This is a genomic window from Sulfitobacter sp. 1A13368 (assembly GCF_043557275.1).
Lineage (GTDB): Bacteria > Pseudomonadota > Alphaproteobacteria > Rhodobacterales > Rhodobacteraceae > Sulfitobacter > Sulfitobacter faviae.
In genome coordinates, this window is sequence record NZ_JBIFFR010000002.1 from 660,654 (window position 1) to 679,626 (window position 18,973).

19 protein-coding genes are annotated in these 18,973 nt (G+C 62.1%); 6 read left to right on the top strand and 13 right to left on the bottom strand.

The window, feature by feature from the left end; genetic code table 11:
• Positions 1-34: 34 nt before the first annotated feature.
• From ACGYK4_RS06825 to ACGYK4_RS06855, 7 genes are all read right to left on the bottom strand, one after another.
• Positions 35-622 carry a helix-turn-helix domain-containing protein gene (locus ACGYK4_RS06825; protein WP_394407698.1) on the bottom strand — a complete coding sequence of 196 codons (588 nt, stop codon included), beginning with the start codon at positions 620-622 and terminating at the stop codon, positions 35-37.
• Between the two features lie 91 nt (positions 623-713).
• Positions 714-1,979, bottom strand: coding sequence for an ABC transporter permease (locus ACGYK4_RS06830; RefSeq protein WP_394455719.1), 1,266 nt, complete (start codon positions 1,977-1,979; stop codon positions 714-716).
• A complete protein-coding gene (locus ACGYK4_RS06835) occupies positions 1,979-2,782 on the bottom strand; it encodes a taurine ABC transporter ATP-binding protein (RefSeq protein WP_271693751.1) in 804 nt (267 codons plus the stop codon). The genes ACGYK4_RS06830 and ACGYK4_RS06835 overlap by 1 nt, the downstream gene beginning before the upstream one ends.
• Before the next feature lie 102 nt (positions 2,783-2,884).
• Complete coding sequence (locus ACGYK4_RS06840) at positions 2,885-3,877, bottom strand: ABC transporter substrate-binding protein (protein ID WP_394455720.1); 993 nt, start codon at positions 3,875-3,877, stop codon at positions 2,885-2,887.
• A 412-nt stretch (positions 3,878-4,289) separates the two neighbouring features.
• Positions 4,290-5,066, bottom strand: a complete 777-nt coding sequence (locus ACGYK4_RS06845; RefSeq protein WP_394455722.1) for a MetQ/NlpA family ABC transporter substrate-binding protein — start codon at positions 5,064-5,066, stop codon at positions 4,290-4,292.
• A 40-nt stretch (positions 5,067-5,106) separates the two neighbouring features.
• Positions 5,107-5,781, bottom strand: coding sequence for a methionine ABC transporter permease (locus ACGYK4_RS06850; RefSeq protein WP_394430040.1), 675 nt, complete (start codon positions 5,779-5,781; stop codon positions 5,107-5,109).
• Positions 5,771-6,832 carry a methionine ABC transporter ATP-binding protein gene (locus ACGYK4_RS06855; protein WP_394430042.1) on the bottom strand — a complete coding sequence of 354 codons (1,062 nt, stop codon included), beginning with the start codon at positions 6,830-6,832 and terminating at the stop codon, positions 5,771-5,773. The genes ACGYK4_RS06850 and ACGYK4_RS06855 overlap by 11 nt, the downstream gene beginning before the upstream one ends.
• A gap of 193 nt (positions 6,833-7,025) precedes the next feature.
• Between ACGYK4_RS06855 and ACGYK4_RS06860 the strand changes: the two genes are divergently transcribed.
• Both ACGYK4_RS06860 and ACGYK4_RS06865 read left to right on the top strand, forming a co-directional pair.
• The gene (locus ACGYK4_RS06860) at positions 7,026-7,943 is read left to right on the top strand and encodes an MBL fold metallo-hydrolase (RefSeq protein ID WP_394455724.1); all 918 of its coding nucleotides are present in this window, start codon (positions 7,026-7,028) and stop codon (positions 7,941-7,943) included.
• A complete protein-coding gene (locus tag ACGYK4_RS06865) occupies positions 7,940-8,887 on the top strand; it encodes an MBL fold metallo-hydrolase (RefSeq protein WP_394455726.1) in 948 nt (315 codons plus the stop codon). The genes ACGYK4_RS06860 and ACGYK4_RS06865 overlap by 4 nt, the downstream gene beginning before the upstream one ends.
• 9 nt (positions 8,888-8,896) lie before the next feature.
• On the opposite strand, the gene ACGYK4_RS06870 is transcribed toward ACGYK4_RS06865, so the two are convergent.
• The gene (locus ACGYK4_RS06870; RefSeq protein ID WP_394455727.1) at positions 8,897-10,156 is read right to left on the bottom strand and encodes a urate hydroxylase PuuD; all 1,260 of its coding nucleotides are present in this window, start codon (positions 10,154-10,156) and stop codon (positions 8,897-8,899) included.
• Positions 10,157-10,252: 96 nt separating this feature from the next.
• On the opposite strand from ACGYK4_RS06870, the gene ACGYK4_RS06875 reads away from it, so the two are divergent.
• Positions 10,253-11,158, top strand: coding sequence for a LysR family transcriptional regulator (locus ACGYK4_RS06875; RefSeq protein WP_394455728.1), 906 nt, complete (start codon positions 10,253-10,255; stop codon positions 11,156-11,158).
• Here the strand turns inward: ACGYK4_RS06875 and uraH are convergent.
• The gene (gene uraH, locus ACGYK4_RS06880) at positions 11,155-11,508 is read right to left on the bottom strand and encodes a hydroxyisourate hydrolase (RefSeq protein ID WP_394455730.1); all 354 of its coding nucleotides are present in this window, start codon (positions 11,506-11,508) and stop codon (positions 11,155-11,157) included. The genes ACGYK4_RS06875 and uraH overlap by 4 nt on opposite strands.
• Positions 11,509-11,647: 139 nt before the next feature.
• Here uraH and puuE point away from each other — a divergent pair, with 139 nt between their 5' ends.
• From puuE to ACGYK4_RS06895, 3 genes are read left to right on the top strand one after another with little or no spacing between them, the layout of a single operon-like run.
• Positions 11,648-13,057 (top strand): allantoinase PuuE, encoded by a 1,410-nt coding sequence (gene puuE / locus ACGYK4_RS06885; RefSeq protein ID WP_394455732.1) that lies wholly within the window; start codon positions 11,648-11,650, stop codon positions 13,055-13,057.
• The gene (locus ACGYK4_RS06890) at positions 13,054-13,548 is read left to right on the top strand and encodes an ureidoglycolate lyase (protein ID WP_394455733.1); all 495 of its coding nucleotides are present in this window, start codon (positions 13,054-13,056) and stop codon (positions 13,546-13,548) included. The genes puuE and ACGYK4_RS06890 overlap by 4 nt, the downstream gene beginning before the upstream one ends.
• Before the next feature lie 54 nt (positions 13,549-13,602).
• Positions 13,603-15,039 (top strand): nucleobase:cation symporter-2 family protein, encoded by a 1,437-nt coding sequence (locus tag ACGYK4_RS06895; RefSeq protein WP_209217834.1) that lies wholly within the window; start codon positions 13,603-13,605, stop codon positions 15,037-15,039.
• Between the two features lie 226 nt (positions 15,040-15,265).
• Here the strand turns inward: ACGYK4_RS06895 and ACGYK4_RS06900 are convergent, their stop codons facing one another.
• The 4 genes from ACGYK4_RS06900 to ACGYK4_RS06915 form a co-directional block, all read right to left on the bottom strand.
• Positions 15,266-16,087: a bifunctional allantoicase/(S)-ureidoglycine aminohydrolase gene (locus ACGYK4_RS06900; protein WP_394455735.1), complete on the bottom strand. Its 822-nt coding sequence runs from the start codon at positions 16,085-16,087 to the stop codon at positions 15,266-15,268.
• Between the two features lie 167 nt (positions 16,088-16,254).
• Complete coding sequence (locus tag ACGYK4_RS06905) at positions 16,255-16,812, bottom strand: hypothetical protein (protein WP_394455736.1); 558 nt, start codon at positions 16,810-16,812, stop codon at positions 16,255-16,257.
• Between the two features lie 94 nt (positions 16,813-16,906).
• Entirely contained in the window at positions 16,907-17,632 is a 726-nt protein-coding gene (locus tag ACGYK4_RS06910) for an RlmE family RNA methyltransferase (RefSeq protein WP_168613015.1), read from the bottom strand.
• Positions 17,632-18,750 (bottom strand): Ppx/GppA phosphatase family protein, encoded by a 1,119-nt coding sequence (locus ACGYK4_RS06915; RefSeq protein WP_067266266.1) that lies wholly within the window; start codon positions 18,748-18,750, stop codon positions 17,632-17,634. The genes ACGYK4_RS06910 and ACGYK4_RS06915 overlap by 1 nt, the downstream gene beginning before the upstream one ends.
• Between the last annotated feature and the right edge of the window lie 223 nt (positions 18,751-18,973).

Here is an 18,973-nt window from a genome sequence, read left to right on the forward strand (position 1 = left end):
AGTTGCAGTTCTTTTAAATTGATGAAAACCCGGTTCAGTAAACCGGCGGAGAGATCACCCAGACCACCACGGCGGGCGTGTCGTGCGGGTTGTCCCAAGTGTAATATTCGCCGCGAATGCGAAAGCTGTCGCCGGGGCCAACGGTAAAGCGGCGGTCGGCAATCGTGAGGTTCAACCGGCCCGAGATGACGAAGCCGACCTCTTGCGTCTCCCGCTTCACCGGCGCTTCCAGCCCCGAATAGGCCGCAAAGGTCGAATGGATCACTTCGAAACTGTCGGTCAGATCGGGCGAAAGCAGTTCTTCCGTCAGCCCGTTGGCGGCACTGCCCATGGCCCGCCGCGCCCCGGCCCGCACGACATAGCCGCGCTCTTCGGAGGTCACTGTCGCCTCGCCGAAAAGCAGGGAAATCGGCACGTCCAAAATCTCGGCCATGCGCCGCAGATCGGCGATGGAAGGGGTCGAGATGTCGCGTTCGATCTGACTGACCCAGCCGACCGACCGGCCCAAAGCCTCGGCCATATCCGTGAGAGTCAGTTTGCGCCCTTTGCGGATCGCCCGTAGGTCGGCCCCCAGAGAGCGCGGCCCCACTGCCTCCGCCCCGGGCCTTTTTGCTCGGGTCATGTGAAATTTTCCTCCATTTTTTCACTGTGGCGCGGAATTCGGCGTCTGGCAAGGGGGGCTCCTTTCGAACAGAAGGGGATGACGGGCGGGGTTAAGACCGCCCTTTCCAAGGCACCAGCAACCGCTCAGCCCTGCGCATCAGCATGTCGATGCCGAAACCGATGATGCCGATCAGGATGATCCCCATGAGGACGATATCAGTCAGTTGGAATTTGGAGGCGACCATGATCATCATCCCCGCCCCCTTCTCTGCCGCGACCAGTTCGGCGGCAACCACCGTGCCCCAGCAGACCCCCATCGCCACCCGCGCACCGGTGAAAATCTCGGGCAGTGAGTTCGGCACGATGACATGGCGCATGATCTGCGCCTTGGAGGCGCCCAGCGAATAGGCCGCGTGGACCTTGGTGATATTCACCCCCGACACGCCCGACCGCGCCGCGATGGCCATGATCCACAGCGCCGCGAGGAACAGCAGGATGATCTTGCCCACCTCCCCGATCCCCGCCCAGATGATCACCAGCGGGATCAGCGCGAGCGGCGGCACCGGGCGCATGAATTCGACAATCGGATCGAACCAGCCCCGAAACCAGCCCGACAGCCCCATGGCATAGCCCAGCGGAATGCCCACCAGCGCACCAAGGGCGAACCCCACCACCACGCGGAACAGCGAATAGCCCAGATGCTCCCACAGGGTGCTGTCGCGGTAGCCTTGGCTTGAGATTTCAGCAAGGCGGGAGACCACGGCTTCGGGGGGCGGCAGCCAGATCGGCTCCATCTGCCAACCCTTGGCGGGCTCGAAATTCAGCGTGCCCTTGGGCGACATGCCCACACGGCCAAACTCGGTCTGCACCTCGCCACCGGGCGCGATCTCCTGCCCGTTCACGGCGACGACCCGGTGCCCGACATCGCGGCCCTTCTGGTCATTCTTATCAACACGCAACAGCCCCGAGCGCCAAGCGCCGATGGCGAAAGCGTCATTCTTGGCCCAGCCTTCGCCGGGATCGACCTGCGGCGTCTCCGCGTCTTCGCCCACCGGATGCACCAACACCGTGATCGTGCCGTCATCGCGGGAGCCGTCATCGGCCTCGGCGGTATAGGTCAGCTCGGCCAGCCCCTCAAACGGGCCGGGCGCATGCAAAAACCGGGGAAGCAGGGACGAGCCGGTGAAGGCGCCCCACAGCAAGAAGATCGTCAGGATCGAAATCACGCTGGCGGTGCGGTTCGACGTCACCGCGCTTTCGTCGCCAAAGGTTACCGTTTTACGCGCCGTAAAGCCGCTGGCTGTCTGATCGACAACCAGACGGACAAGGAAAAAGGAAAGCGCGAAGATGACGATATAAATAAGCAGGATCAACATCATGCCTCCTCCGTCCGGCCCATGATCTCTTCCTCCATGTCCCAGATCATGCCGAGGATTTCCTCGCGCCTTTCGGCGAATTCCGGGTGTTTCTTGACCTCACGCAGGTCTTGCCCCACGCCCAGATCGGCAAAGGGCAGACGGTATTCGCGGTGAATGCGCCCCGGGCGCGGCGCCATGACCAAAAGCCGCTCGCCAAGCAGCAGCGCCTCTTCGACCGAATGGGTGATCAAGATGATGGTCTTGCCGGTCTCTTTCCACAGTTTCAGCACGAGGCTTTGCATTTTTTCGCGGGTCAGCGCATCCAGCGCGCCCAAGGGTTCGTCCATCAAGATCACATCGGGGTCATTCGCCAGACAACGCGCCAGCGCCACCCGCTGCTGCATCCCACCCGAGAGCTCATAAATCGCCTTTTCCTTGAAATCGCCCAGCCCGACGATATCGAGCAAATGGTCAACCTCGGCCCCGTATTGCTTTTCGCCCTGCCCCTTCATGCGCGGACCAAAGCTCACGTTTTCGCGCACTGACATCCACTCAAAGAGCGCGCCCTGTTGAAAGACCATGCCACGCTCGGCATCCGGCCCCGTGACACGATGGCCGTTCATCACGATCTCGCCCGAACTCGGGGCAAGGAAACCCGCCACGATATTGAGCAACGTCGTCTTGCCACAGCCCGAGGGGCCAAGGACCGACATCAATTCCCCCTCCGCAAGGTCAAGCGATACGTCCTCAAGCGCCTGCACATGACTGCCATTGGGCAGATCAAACCGCATCGACAGGTTTTCGATTTTCAATCCCGACATGCCGCCCCGCTGCTTTTCGTTTATCGGCGCGCCCCATCTGCCCGGTCCCTCGCAATCAGGCACCGGGCTGCAACGGGGCGGCCTATTTTTGCGCCGCTTGGCTTACATATCGCTCCGGGCTTGCAGCGGGCCGGTATTCACCGCGTCTTCATAGCTGTCGAGCGCACCGTCGATCGCGCCTGCTTCGACAAAGACATCGGCCACGCCTTTCATGAACTCCTGCGCGCCCCCGCCGAGCCATTTCTCACCCATCTGCTCATCAACCGAAGGGAAGGAGAATGTCGCGATGGTTTCCATCGTGGCGTCTTCGTCCATACCGGCGTCCTTGGCGATGACAGGCAGCATCTTGCCGCGGTTGGCCTCATCCGCCCACATCGCGTTTGCCTCAGCCGTCACACTCAGGAAGGCGGCGACCGTGTCGGAGTTTTCGGCCACCCAAGAGGCCGGGCCGGAGGTGACGTCGAAGACGAGAATGCCCAGCTCTTCCTTCTCCGCGCCGGTCAAAAGGATATTGCCATGTTCCATCATCCGGCGCAGCGATCCACCCCAGCCGCAGGCCATATCGACCGATCCCTGTGCGATGGCCGCGGCTCCATCTGGCGGCGCCATATCCACCACGTCGAGCGATCCTACATCGACGTCGAAGTGGTTCATTTGTTTGAGAAAACCGTAATGCGCAGCCGTACCGAGCGGCACCGCGACCTTCTTGCCCGTCAGTTCCTCGGCAGAGGATTTGTCGATCTCCAGCGCCTCGCGCACGACGCAATTGTCATTCTCGGAATAGCTGACCGCGACATCGAGAATTTGCAGGTCTTGCCCCGCCGAAGTGGCGACCACGAAGGGCGGCACGCCTTGGCTCAGCGACAACTGCACATCCCCCGAGGCCATCGCCGCCGACATGGCGGTGCCGGAATCGAAGCTCACCCAATTCACCGTCGTGCCGAGCGCTTCGTCATACATCCCCTCCGCCTTGGCGTATTGGAACGGCATCGGCCATTCGAGGAAATACCCAACGGTCAGATCCTGCGCGGCGGATTGGCTGACCCCCAGCACAAGCAGGCTGGCGGCGGTGCCCATCAGTTTCACGGTCTTCATGATAGTCTCCCTTGGTTTGTTATGGTCGCGTCTTGCAGTCGAACTCCCGTTCACATGGATCGCGACCATCGGCCCTGTCAGACATCAGGAAGGGCAAGCCCCGGGTCATGTGAAAAAATCCCTCACGATTTCACGATACGGGCGGAATTGAACTTTTCAACAATTTTCTCACGCCGCAGCGCAACATAATTTCAATGTTAAGAAATGTGCGTAGAAATGTGCCAAAGCGCACGTTGTCTGCGAGAACTACGCGGAATTTCTAAACAGAAATTTAATGGTTTTAGCTGACCGTCAGCCCCGACCCAATGATTAGGGGAGTTTTAACCAGTCAAAATGCCCCGGCACGGTCTGGGGCGCTCTTGACCCGCGCGGGCGCGGGTCAAGTCTATCAATACGCTTCTATAACAAGCGCTTACCAGGAGGTGATTACCGTGCCCTGATAGCTTTCATCGATAAAGGTTTTGATCTCATCGGAGTGATAGGCCTTGAGCAATGTCTCAACCCATGCCGCTTCCTCGTCGCCCTTGCGGACGGCGATGACGTTCACATAGGGGTTCTCGGCGCTTTCCATCGCGATGGAATCTTCCTTGGGGCTGAGGCCCGAGGCAATCGCGTAGTTGGTGTTGATCAAAGCCGCATCCAGATCGGCCAGCGAACGCGGCAGTTGCGCGGCGTCGAGTTCTTTGAAGGACAGGTCTTTGGGGTTTTCGGTTATGTCGAGGATGGTGGGCACCAAACCTGCGGCCTCATCGACTTTGATCAACCCGAGTTCTTGCAGAACCAACAGCGCGCGGCCACCGTTCGTGGGATCGTTCGGAATGCCGAATGTCGCGCCTTCTTCGAGATCAGAAAGATCTGTGATCTTGTCGGAATAGACGCCCATCGGGGTGGTGATCGTGTTGCCGACCACGCTCAGCTCAAAGCCGCGGTCTTTCATCTGCGCTTCGAGGTAGGGCACGTGCTGGAAAGAGTTCGCCTGAATGTCGCCATCGGCGAGTGCTTGGTTCGGCACCACATAGTCAGAGAATTCGACCACGTCGATTTCGAGGCCCATAGGCTCCGCGATGCGGGCGACTTCTTCCATGATTTCGGCATGTTCGCCAGGGGACACACCGACCTTAATTTCTTCAGCGGCAAGGCCTGTGGCCATCAACGCCAGAACGGAGGTGAGTGTTGTAAGACGAAGCATAGTATCTCCTTAGATTGAGAGAACGGAAGTAAGGCGCGGCCTATTGACCGCCGCTTTTGGTGGCCCGTTTGTCCACGGCACTGGCAATACGCTCACCAATGGACTGCACAAGCTGCACCAAGACGATAAGAATGATCACGACAATCGCCATGACGTCGGGCATAAACCGTTGATATCCATAACGGATACCCAGATCACCCAGCCCCTCGCCGCCCACGGCGCCGACCATGGCAGAATAGCCGATCAGGCTGACGATGGCGAGGGTGAGGCCCAGTGTGATGCTCGGCAGCGCCTCGGGCAGCAGCACCTTGCGGATGATTTGCAGCGGCGTCGCCCCCATGGCGCGGGCGGCTTCGATTAAGCCGGAATCGACTTCGCGGATCGCGTTTTCCACCAGACGGGCGATGAAAGGCACGGTCGCAATCGTCAGCGGCACGATCGCCGCCGTGGTGCCGATGGAAGTGCCTGCGATCATGCGGGTGAAGGGAATGATGGCCACGACCAGAATGATGAACGGCACGGAACGCGTGGCGTTCACCACCAGTCCCAGCACCTTGTTCACCCATGGGGCGGACAGCAGTTCGCCGCGCTGCGAGGTGGCCAGAAACAGCCCAAGCGGCAGGCCGAAAACGGTGCCGAGGATGGCCGAGATTGCGACCATGTAGAGCGTTTGCCCCGTGGCCTCGACCAATAGGTTAATCAGGTTAGCCGACATAGCCCAGCACCTCCGTCAGCAGTCCGTGTTGTTCCAGAAAGGCGCGCGCTTGGGCGGCCTGCGCCACGGGCATCGACACCAGCAGGTTGCCGAAGGGCCGCGTGCCGATTTCTTCCACCGCACCGGCAAGGATATTGACCGGAATGCCCATCTCTTGCGTCAATCGCGCCAGCATCGGATCGGTGGCATGGGTGCCCGCAAAGGTGACGCGGATGACCTCTTCGCCCCCTGCCGCGGGCGGGGTTTGGGTCAGGCGGTCTTTGACGAAGGCAGGCAGGGTGACGCCCGTCACGCCCGACAGGAAAGACCGCGTCGTCGCATGTTGCGGCGCGGTGAAGATGTCATAGGTCTCCCCATGCTCCACGATGCGGCCCGCGTCGATCACCGCCACATGGCTCGCGATGTCGCGCACCACGGCCATCTCATGGGTGATCAGCAGGATCGTCAGCCCCAGATCGCGGTTAATGTCCTTCAAAAGCGCCAGAACCGTTTGCGTGGTTTCGGGGTCGAGCGCCGATGTCGCCTCATCCGAAAGCAGCACCTTCGGCCCGGTGGCCAAGGCCCGCGCGATGCCGATACGCTGTTTCTGCCCGCCGGAAAGCTCAGCCGGATAGCGCCCCGCCTGCGCGCTCAGACCGACACGGTCGATCAGGTCCGCCACGCGCGGCTTGATCTGCGCGCTCGGCATTCCCGCCACTTCGAGCGGCAGCGCGATATTGCCCGACACGGTGCGTGAAGACAGCAGGTTAAAGTGTTGAAAAATCATGCCAACGTCACGGCGGATCGCGCGCAGCTTGCCGCCCTTGGCGCTGCCGACATCCTCACCCCCGACCAGCACTTTGCCGGTCGTCGGACGCTCCAACCCGTTGACCATACGCAGCAGGGTCGACTTGCCCGCCCCCGACCGCCCGATGATCCCCGTGATGGAGCCGGGTGCCACGTCGAGGGAAATCCCTTCGAGCGCATTCACGGTCGCACCGCCCGCTTTGGTAAAGGCCTTGCCGACCTTGTCAAAGGCGATCGAGGCGCCTTCTGTAGTGATATCAGTCATTTTCCGTCCGGATCGGGGTGGGTTTCGAGTGGTGCCCCCGTAGATAGAACCCCTGCAGGCGATGCAAGGCATGATCATGCATAGCTGCATTGTTTCTCGGGCCTATCTCTCGCAGCCGCATTCGCCCCTTGTGCCGCAAACCGATGGGGATGATTATATTCACGAATCGGAATGAATGATGGGAGGGGATCAGATGAAGATTAACAGACGGATGGTGCTGGCCGGAATGGGGGCGGCCGCCCTCGCCCAAACGCCGCTGCGCGCTTTCGCGATGACCTCGGCCCAGATCGGCGGATATGAGTTCATCAGCGTGAGCGACGGCAATCTGGTGCTGCCGCGCAGCTTTTTCTTCGAAGGTTTGCCGCAAGACGCACTGGCGGAGGCTTTGGCGCCCTTCGACCTGCCCCAAGACCAGTTGGAGCCGCCTTGCAACCTGACGCTTTTGCGCAATGACGAGCGTGTGATCCTCTTTGACGCGGGCGCGGGCCCTGCCTTCATGCCCTCCGCTGGGGCGCTGCTCGACAGCCTTGATGCCGCAGGCGTCGCGCCGGAGGCGGTGACCGATGTGGTCTTTACCCATGGCCATCCCGACCACCTTTGGGGCGTGCTGGACGATTTCGACGATCTGGTCTTTCCCAATGCGCGCTACCATATGGGCCAAGTTGAATGGGACTATTGGCGCGATCCGGCGACGGTGGACCGGATTGGCCCGGCCCGCGCCGCCTTTGCCGTGGGGGCCGCGCGGCGGCTGGAAGCGATTGAGGATCGGGTGCGCCATTTTGCCGACGGGGGCGAAGTGCTGCCCGGCATCACGGCGCAGGCGAGTTTCGGCCATACGCCCGGGCATATGTCCTTCCTTCTGGGCACGGGCGGTGATGCGCTGCTGATCGGCGGCGATGCCATTGGCAACCACCACCTTGCCTTTGCCCGCCCGGGCTGGGCCAGCGGATCGGACCAAGACCCCGAGCAAGGCGCGAGGACCCGGCAGCGCTTGTTGGACCGGCTGGCGCAGGAGCAAATCTGGTTGATGGGCTTCCACCTGCCGCAGGGCGGATTGGGCCGCGTAGAACGGAGTGGCGAAGGCTATCGTTTTCTGGGGGCCGCACAATGAAGCACCTGATTTGCGCCGCCGCCCTCCTGCTCGGCTCGAACGCCATGGCCAGCGAGGATATCGCCGATAAATACCCCGGCTCCCTGCTCTACGACAAACCCTATGAAGTCATTCCCGGCGTCTTTTCGGCCATCGGAGCGACGGCCCCGCCCACCTATGAAAACGCAGGCCATAACAATAACCTAAGTTTCATCGTGACCGGCGAAGGCGTTGTCGTAATCAACGGCGGCGCGGTCTATGGGCTGGCCGCGGCGCTGCATGATGAGATCAAGGCCGTGACCGACGAGCCCGTGAAATTGGTCTTTAACGAGAACGGTCAGGGCCACGCGGTTCTGGGCAACGGTTACTGGGCTGAGCAAGGCGTGCCGATCGTCGCGCATGCAGACGCCGCGCATGAAGTGGAGCGCTTTGGCGGCAGCATTCTGGAGGCCATGCAGCGCTACAACCGCGACCGGGCCGAGGGGACGGAGGTGCAGCTGCCAACCGAGACCTTCGAGGATGAATATATCGTCGAGATGGGCGGTTTCCGCATCGAGGCCCGCCACCTCGGCCCGGCCCATAGCCCCGGCGATATCGTGATCTGGCTGCCGATGCAGAGCCTCGTGATCTCGGGCGACATGGCCTTTCACGAGCGCATGCTGCCGATCTTTCCTGACACGATGACCGCCGAATGGATCGAGACCTGGGAAACCGCATTTGAGCCGCTGGAGGCGCGTTATGTGATCCCCGGTCACGGGCATCCGACCAATATGGCGCAGGTCCGTCGCTTCACGCGGGATTATCTGCTCTACCTCCGCGCGCGGATCGCCGCCCATCTGGAGGCGGGCGGCGGTCTGGCCGAGGCTTACTATGTAGATCAATCGCCCTATGCCGGGCTTGATACTTTCGAGGAATTGGCGACGAAAAACGCAGGCCGCGTGTTCGAGCAGATGGAGTTCGAGTAGCGCGCCCCGCTACCTCCCCGCGAGGCTGAAGGGCTGTGCTGCGGCCCCGTCGCGATACCAGCGCATGATCTTGCGGCGCTCTTCTTCCTCCATGAAGGACACATTGGCGGGGGGCATGGCATTGGTCACCCCCGCTTGCAGATAGATCTGCCGCGCGGCGCGGGCGATGTCCGCGGGTGTTTCAAGCAGCAACCCCTTGGGCGCGCGGTGGATACCGTCGTAGAACGGCTCGCGCGCATGGCACATGGCGCAACGCCCCGGCACGATATTGGCCACCTCGTCAAACCCCTCGGCGCTGGCGAAAAGCTGCTCTGTTTCTGTCAGCGCGCGGGCCTCTGCCGCTTCGATATCATCTTGCATCAGGGGCGCGGTGGAGAGCCACATGATCGCCACGAACAAAAGCGCGGTCACGCCCCATGTCCAATGCGGGCCCTTTCCAGTCGCGTGCATCGTGTTGAAGTAATGCCGGATCGTCACCCCCATCAAGAAGACCAGCGCGGCGATCAGCCAGTTGTACTCGGTCGCGAAAGCCAGCGGGTAGTGGTTGCTAAGCATCAGGAAGATGACCGGCAGCGTCAGGTAGTTGTTGTGGGTCGAGCGCAGCTTGGCGATCTTGCCGTATTTCGCGTCCGGCGTGCGCCCTTCTTGGAGGTCCTTCACCACGATACGCTGGTTCGGCATAATGATGAAAAACACGTTCGCCGTCATGATCGTCGCTGTAAATGCCCCCAGATGCAGCAGCGCCGCGCGGCCCGTGAATACCTGGTTGTAGCCCCAGGCCATTGCCACCAGCAGCACGAACAAAAGCAGCATCAGCACCGTGGGCCGGTTGCCGAGCTGCGATTTGCACAGGAAGTCGTAGATCAGCCAGCCCAAAGTCAGCGACCCCGCCGAGATCAGGATGCCTTGGAAGACCGAGAGGTCCGCCTTGGAGGGATCAATCAGGTAAAGCTCCGCCCCCGCCCAATAGACGACCATCAAAAGCGCCGCGCCCGAGAGCCACGTCGAATAGCTCTGCCATTTGTGCCAGATCAGATGCTCGGGCATGTTCTCCGGCGCCACAAGATACTTCTGGATGTGGTAAAAGCCGCCGCCATGGACCTGCCACTCCTCGCCGAAGGCCCCGGCGGGCAGATGCGGCACCTTGCGCAGTCCGAGGTCGAGCGCGATGAAGTAGAAGGACGCGCCGATCCATGCCATGGCGGTGATGACATGCACCCAGCGGATGGCAAAGCCGATCCAATCCCAGATGATGGCTAAGTCGTGCATGAGGTCTCTCCGGATGATTCACCGGGCAGACTATTCAATCGCGGATTTTACCGCTAGATTTGGCATTCCCTAAACTCTATCAAAAGTTCCCGATAAATGTCCTATTTCGACAACATCCGCACCTTCGTGCGCGTCTACGAGCTTGGCAGCATGTCGGCGGCGGCGCGCGACCAGCGGGTCTCGCCTGCCGTGGCCTCGGCGCGGATCACGCAGCTTGAGGGGCATCTGGGCGTGCGATTGTTCCAGCGCACCACACGCAGCCTGTCGGCCACCGAACAGGGGCGGATTTTCTACGATGGGGCCTGCAAGATCCTCGCCTCAGTGGCCGAGGCGGAGGCGGGCATCGAAGACGTTACCGACAATCCGCGCGGCATGCTGCATGTGGCGGCCCCCTTAGGCGTTGGGCGGCGGCTCATCGCGCCGCATGTGCCCGCATTTTCAGAAGCTTATCCGTTGGTCGATCTGCGACTGCGCCTCAGCGACCGTAAGCTCGATCTCACCGCCGAAGGGTTGGACGTGGCCTTTTTTCTGGGCCGTCCGCAGGATTCCACACTACGGATCCGCAAGGTGGCCGATTGCGAGCGCGTGCTCTGCGCCAGCCCGGCCTATGTCGCGGCGCATGGGCATCCCCGCTCGGGGGCCGAGATCGACCGCGGCCAGCACAACTGCCTCAACCTGCGCTTTCCCGGCGCGACCGAGTTTCAATGGCAGCTACAAGGCCCTGAAGGCGCGGTGAAATACGACGTGCGCGGGCGGTTCGAGAGCGATGACGGTGATGTGCTGACCGATTGGGCGCTGGCGGGGGCGGGCATCGCCATGAAACCGATCTTCGAGATCGCCGAACATTTGCAAAGCGGCGCTTTGGTGCGGGTCGTGGAAGACACGCCGCCCCTGCCCGTTCAGATGGCCTGCCTCTACACCCATCGCCGCCATCAAGACCCCAAGACCCGGCTTTTCATGGACTTCATGATCGCGCGGATGGAGGACGCCCTAAAGGTCTAGCTGCCGCGATAGGTGGAATAGCCGAAGGGCGAGAGCAGCAGCGGCACGTGGTAATGCGCGGCCTCAGACATGCCGAAACGCAGCGGGACGATATCCAGAAAACGCGGCTCTTCCGCCGGGGCGCCCTGCGCGTCGAGGTAATCGCCGCAGTGGAACAGCAGCTCATAGGTGCCGGTCTGGAACTCCGCCGCGGGCAGAATCTGCTCATCGGTGCGGCCATCGGCATTGGTGGTGAGGCTGCGCAGATGGGTGCGGCTGTCGCCCTCCAAACGGTAGAGGTCGATCTTCAGCCCCGCCGCCGGGCAGCCACGTGCGGTGTCCAATACATGTGTTGTCAGATAGCCTGTCATCATACCCTCCGTGCCTAACCCTTGATCGCCCGAGCCGCGGCTGAGCGAAAGTGCCCTTTTCACGATAGTCTTTCAGGAATTAATTGAAAGCAATCCATGACCTTCCGGTCTAGACAGAGAACGACAGAAGGAGAAAGACATGACTCGCTACCCCCGCGACATGCAGGGTTACGGCCCCACCCCCCCAGATGCACAATGGCCCGGTGGCGCGAAGATCGCCGTGCAGCTGGTGCTGAACTACGAAGAAGGCGGTGAGAACAACATCCTGCACGGGGATGCGGCGTCAGAAGCGTTTCTGTCCGAGATCGTGGGCGCCGCGCAATGGCCGGGGCAGCGGCATGCCAATATGGAATCGATCTATGAATACGGCGCCCGCGCTGGGTTCTGGCGGCTGCACCGTCTGATGAAAGACCTGCCCGTCACGGTCTATGGCGTCGCCACGGCGCTGGCGCGCTCGCCCGTACAGGTCGCCGCGATGATCGACGCAGGCTGGGAAATGGCGACCCACGGTCTGAAATGGATCGAACACAAGGACATGGCCGAAGACGCCGAACGCGCGGCGATTACCGAAGCGATCCGTCTGCATACCGAAGTGACCGGCCAAGCGCCGCGCGGCTTTTACTGTGGGCGCTCGTCCGAGAACACGCTGCGCCTTGCGGCAGAGACCGGGCAGTTCGCCTATGTGGCCGACGCCTATGCCGATGATCTGCCCTATTGGATGGAGGTCGGTGACCGTGATCAGTTGATCGTGCCCTATACGCTCGACGCCAACGATATGCGTTTCGCCACGCCGCAGGGGTTCAACGCGGGCGCGCAGTTCTTCGACTACCTCAAAGCCAGCTTTGACGCGCTTTACCGCGAGGGGGCCGAGGGCGCGCCGAAGATGCTGTCGGTCGGTCTGCACTGCCGCCTGATCGGCCGCCCCGGTCGGGTCGAGGCGCTGCGGCAGTTCATCGAATACGCCCAAAGCCATGAGGGCGTCTGGTTCACGACCCGCGAGCAGATCGCAGATCATTGGGCCGCCACCCATCCGCACCAGCGCCGCGCGCGCCCCAGCCAGATGGACCGCGAGACTTTCGTCGCCAAATACGGCAGCATTTTCGAGCATTCGCCTTGGATCGCCGAGGGCGCCCATGCGCTGGAACTGGGCGCGGGCCATGACACCGCCGTCGGCCTGCACAATGCTCTGGCGCGGGTCTTCCGTTCCGCCTCAGATGCGCAGCGCCTGGGCGTGCTACAGGCCCACCCCGATCTGGCAGGCAAACTGGCGCAGGCCAAGCGGCTGACGGCTGAGAGCACCTCGGAACAGGCCGCCGCGGGGCTGGATGCGCTGACGGATGAGGAGCGGGAAACCTTTACCCAATTGAACGACCGCTATGTCGAGAAACACGGCTTCCCCTTCATCATCGCCGTGCGCGACCACGACAAGGCGGGCATCCTCGCCGCTTTCAAACGCCGCATCGACAATGACCGCGACACCGAATTTGCCGAGGCCTGCCGCCAAGTCGAACGGATCGCGCAGCTGCGCCTGAAAGACCTGCTGCCATGAGCAGGCAGATCCTGCTTCAGCCGTTCACCGCCGAGGCTTTCGCCCCCTTCGGCGAGGTGCTGGAAGTGCGCGGGGCGCCTGACAAAATCATCAACCAAGGGCTCTGCGGGCGGCATCACGATCTGGCCGATCTCGACTTTGGCGGGGGCCGCGCGGGCATCAGCATCTTTAACGCAGAGCCGCGCGCCCTGCCCTTCAGCCTTGAGATGGTCGAGCGGCATCCGCTTGGCGCGCAGGCTTTTCTGCCGATGCACCAAAACCCCTATCTCGTGGTCGTGGCCCCCGATGACGCGGGCCGCCCCGGCCCCCTGCAGGCGTTTCTCGCAGGCCCCGGTCAAGGCGTGAACTACCGCCGCAATACATGGCACGCGGTTTGCTGCCCGCTGAGCGCCCCTGGTCTTTTCGCCGTGGTCGACCGGATCGGCGAAGGCGACAATTTGGAAGAACATTGGTTCGATCAGCCGTGGGAGGTGGTCGCAGCCAAGGAATAACCGTCATGCCCTCATCAGAAGCGGCAGACGGGATCGGTCAATAGGGAGAATGACATGACTGACGCTTCACTGGGCACGCCGGCGCAACTGCGCGACCCGAATTATACCCCCGCCCTGTCCAAGGCCGTGCCCTTGGGCATTCAGCATGTCTTGGCGATGTTCGTCTCCAACGTGACGCCCGCGATCATCGTGGCGGGGGCTGCGGGCTTTGGCTTTGGCTCGGACGCCGGGGCGCAGGGGTTTCCCGACATGACTTATCTGATCCAGATGTCGATGCTCTTCGCGGGCATCGCCACGCTGTTTCAGACCATCGGCATGGGTCCGGTGGGCGCGCGGCTGCCGATTGTGCAGGGTACGAGTTTCGCCTTCCTGCCCATCATGATCCCGCTGGTCGCGGGCAAAGGGGTCGAGGCGCTGCCCGCGCTCTTTGGCGGCGTGCTGGTCGGCGGGCTGTTTCATGTGCTGTTGGGGACTTTCATCGGACGCATCCGCTTTGCCCTGCCGCCGCTGGTCACCGGGCTGGTGGTGACGATGATCGGCCTCGCGCTGGTCAAGGTGGGCATCCAATATGCCGCCGGCGGCGTGCCTGCGATCAACAGCCCCGAATACGGCAGCCTATTGAACTGGTCGGCGGCGCTGGTGGTGATCGTCGCGACGCTGGGGCTGAAGTTCTTCGCCCGGGGCATGCTGTCGGTCTCCGCCGTGGTGATCGGCATCGGCGTGGGCTATCTCTATGCGCTGGCGATGGGGATGGTCACCTTCGAAGGCATCGCCACCAGTTGGAACCGCGCCGCCGCCGTGGCGCTGCCTGTGCCCTTTGCCTATGGGTTCGAGTTCAGCTTCGCCGCCATCGTCGGTTTCTGCCTGATGGCCTTCGTCTCGGCGGTTGAGACCGTGGGCGATGTCTCGGGCATCACCAAGGGCGGCGCGGGGCGTGAGGCGACGGATGCCGAGATCACGGGTGCCACCTATGCCGACGGTTTGGGCAGCGCGGTGGCCGGGGTCTTTGGTGGGTTTCCCAATACCTCTTTCAGCCAGAACGTCGGCCTCATCGCCATGACCGGCGTGATGAGCCGCCACGTGGTGACCGTGGGCGCACTGTTCCTGATCCTTTGCGGACTGGTGCCGAAAGTGGGCGCGGTGATCCGCACCATCCCCATCGAAGTGCTCGGCGGCGGGGTGATCGTGATGTTCGGTATGGTGGTCGCGGCGGGCATCTCGATGCTGTCGGACGTGAACTGGAACCGCCGCAATATGGTGATTTTCGCGATCTCGCTCTCGATCGGTCTGGGGCTGCAGCTCGATCCCAAGGCGGTGCAATACCTGCCCGACACGCTGCGGGTGTTGATGACCAGCGGGCTGCTGCCGGCGGCGCTGATCGCGATTGTGCTGAACTTGGTGTTGCCCGAGCAATTGTCGGATGAGGCGACCGAGGAGGTCTCCGGCGGGCTTTCGGGGCATGGTTCGGGGTCGTTGGAGAAGCGGGTTTGATAATGAAGGGGCGCCCGATGCGGCGCCCTCCTCTTTGGGGGCTGAGATTACCACCCCGGCCCGGAATCAAGCCGCAGGCGCCGGGCCATCGCCTGCCCGCCCGGACGGGTAGGCGATTTGGTGAGGCTGGGCGTAACCTAGCGAGCACACATCATGACTGAACCATAAAGTGGCACGAACCAAGGTATGTTCGCCCACCCGCGGGCAGGCGCTGGCCCTCAACGCTTCACCGGAGCTTCATATGCCGGTTCACGTCCTTATAAAGCAGATACCGGAACGGCCCCGGACCACCTGCGTAGCAGGCCTGCGGGCAGAAAGCGCGCAGCCACATGAAATCACCCGCTTCGACCTCGACCCAATCCTGATTGAGCCGGTAGACCGCCTTGCCCTCCAGCACATAGAGCCCGTGTTCCATCACATGGGTCTCGCAAAAGGGGATCACCCCACCGGGCTGTAGCGTGACGATGGTCACATGCATGTCATGGCGCAGATCGTTGGGATCCACGAACCGCGTCGTCGCCCAGACCCCATCGGTATCGGGCATCACATTCGGCTCGATGTCCTGCTCGTTCAGCACCAGCGGATCGGGGCGGTCCAGCCCCTCCACCGCCTCATAGGCTTTGCGGATCCAGTGAAAGCGCGTCACCGCGCCGCTGTCGTTTTTCAGCGTCCAATCGGCCCCCGCGGGGACATAGGCATAGCTGCCCTCGCGCATCGCGTGCTGCTGGCCCTCAACGGTCAGGGTAAAGCCACCCTCGACCACGAAAAGCACCCCCTGCGCCTGCGCATCAAGCTCAGGCCGGTCCGAGCCGCCACCGGGCTGCACTTCCATGATATATTGCGAAAACGTCTCGGCAAATCCGGTCATCGGGCGGGCGATGACCCAAAGCCGCGTGCCTTCCCAGAACGGCAGGAATGAGGTCACGATATCGCGCATCGTACCGCGCGGGAGAACGGCATAGGCCTCAGTAAATACGGCGCGATCTGACAAAAGCGTTTTTTGATCCGGGTGGCCGCCGGTGGGTGCGAAATAGCTTGGGGGGGTCATCAACTCTCTCCGTCGGGTTGACCTGCAGAATTGCCGCTTCCCAGGCGGAGGCCAAGGGTTTTATCGCTGAAGGATTGTTCGGGGATATTTGATAGTCCCGACCCCGCTTAGGAGGTGAGCAACAGACCGGCCCCGCCTGCCGGGACCGGTCTGCGCAGAGAGCAGCCTCAGAAGAAAGCCGCCGCTTCCAACTCAACTGTAATCACCCCGACAATTGCGCCGTTCGATGGCTCTGTGATCGGCATCGAGACGCGGCTTTGATGGGCCTTCGACCTTTCGTCAACGGCCACTTGATCAATCACGAAAATCCCCGACGGCGGAGAAAAACGAATGCTGTTCTTGGGCTTGCCGCCCTTGAAATAGACCGAGGCGCTGCCGCTGGAGACCACGGTCAGCCCATAGGCATCCAGCAAAGTCACCCCGGCGATCTGACCCTCGGCGCGGGCGATCTGCGTTTGGAGAAAGGCAGCAGCGATCGGGGCTTTCAGCTGGGGCACCCCGGCGCCCGGCCCGGTGACTGCCGCCGGCGTGACCGCCAGCGCATTCATTTCGCGGTGCCGCGCGTTCTGCTGTGCGATCGCATCGACGATGCGGGCATCATTGACCCAAGACAGCAATTCGCGGTCGATGTAATCGGTCACCGCCCAAGGCACTTCGGAGGCGGAAACCTTGAGCCCGGAACACAGGATGAAGATGAGCGATACAAGTGGCAGGTGTCGTAGCATCGGGGAGCCCTCATGAGGTAGGCGGCACAAATACCGCGGGAGAGCTACACCCTAACGTTTGACTGGTTTACGCCCCATGAACGGCGATGGCGGCTTAACCCTCTTCGCCCTTAAACCCTGTGGCCACCACGAATTTCTCCGATGAATCGGGACGGCTTGCAGGTGGTTTGATATTGGCGACCTTGGCAAAACGGCGCTTGAGCAGCTTTTGCAACTCACCTTCCGCGCCGCCTGCCAGCACCTTGGCTACGAATGTGCCGCCCTCTTCCAGCACATCGAAAGCGAAATAGGCCGCCGCCTCGCAAAGTGCGATGATGCGCAAGTGGTCGGTCTGCTTATGCCCGGATGAGGCCGCGGCCATGTCCGACATCACCACATCTGCCTTGCCGCCGAGCCATTCCTTGACCTTGAGGTCGGCGTCATCCTCCATGAAGTCGAGCTGGTGCAACTCGCAGCCCGCAATCGGCTCCATCTCTTGTAGGTCAACGCCCAGAATGGTGCCCTGCGCCTTGCCCTTCTTTTCGCCCAGCACGTTGCAGCGTTTGACGGCGACCTGACACCAACCGCCCGGCGCTGCACCAAGGTCGACCACCCGCGCGCCGGGGACGAGGAAGCGATATTTATCGTCCAATTCCATGATCTTATAAGCCGCCCGCCCGCGATAGCCTTCAGCCTGTGCGCGTTTGACATAAGGATCGTTCAACTGCCGCTGCAACCAACGGGTCGAACTGAGCTTGCGCCCGCGTGCGGATTTCACCTTGACCTTGAGGTCACGCTGACCGCGCCCCGAGGTGTTCTTTCCGTCCGGTGTCTTGGCCATTAAAAGACCCCTTCTTCTAATACGCCATCGGCGCTCATTTGTGCATATAGCAGGCCTTCGCGCAGACCGCGATCCGCAACTGACAGCCTGTCGGTCGGCCAGCAGCGCATCAAGGCTTGCAGGATCGCCGCCCCCGACATGATCAGCGCCGCCCGGTCCTGGCCAATACGCGGATCGGCGCGCCGCCCACCCGGCCCCATGGCGATATAGGAATGGATCACCTTGTCGATCTGCGCGCTGGTCATGCTGAGGCCATCGACCTTTGTCCGGTCATAGCGTTTCAGGTTCAGGTGGCTCGCCGCGACGGTGGTCACGGTGCCCGAGGTGCCGACGATCTGGAACCGCTTTTGCGACTGGATCGTCTGATAGGGCGTGAAATCGGTGAGGTTTTCTTCGAAAAACCAGCTCATCAAAGCGAAACGCGCGGCGTCGTCTTCGACATCCGAAAATTGGTCGCGGAGCGTCGCGACGCCTAGCGGCACGCTGATCCAGTCGACCACCCGCGCGGCTGGCACGTCGGATTTCGCCTGATAGAACCCGCCCTGAAGCCGCATGATCGAGCGTGCGCGGTCGGCCCGCGGCACCTTGGAAATATCGATCCAGACCAACTCCGTCGAGCCGCCGCCGATGTCCACCACCAGCAGGTTTTCCGTCTTGCGGCTGACCAGCGGCGCGCAGGAGATCACGGCAAGCTGGGCTTCTTCCTCGGGCCGGATAATGTCGAGCTTCAGCCCGGTCTCGCGCTGGATACGGCGCATGAACTCCGCCCCGTTCTGCGCGCGGCGGCAGGCTTCGGTCGCGACAAGACGCATGTTCTGCACCTTGTTGCGCCGCAACTTTTGCTGACAGATGCGCAATGCCTGAATGGTGCGCGCCATCGATCCGCGCGACAACCGCCCGGTCTTTTCCAAACCGGCACCCAATTGCACCGATTTCGAAAAACTGTCCACCACATGGAAACCGCTGCCCCGAGGCTGGGCGATCAACATGCGGCAGCTATTTGTACCCAGATCTAGGGCCGCATATAGCTCATTAGATCTGGGCGGAACTGGCGCGGGGCTCAGAGCCGGAATGTCTTTGTCGAGCGCACCCGCACCTTTGGGACGCTGTGGCGCCATGGTTACGCGCCTTTCATATCGAGTTGCCCCCAAGGTATTCCCTGCGCCCAGCCGGTGCAAGTGGTCGCGGTGCCTTGGGCCAATTTCCGCGGTGTCCGCGGGCCGTGCGCGCTCCGCCATCCGGGCCGCCTCACAATCATCTTGAGAATAATGGGGGCGCCGCCCCCTCGTGATGGCAGGGCCAATGCGCTATCACCTCACCCAAGTCGCGGATGGGTCGTGT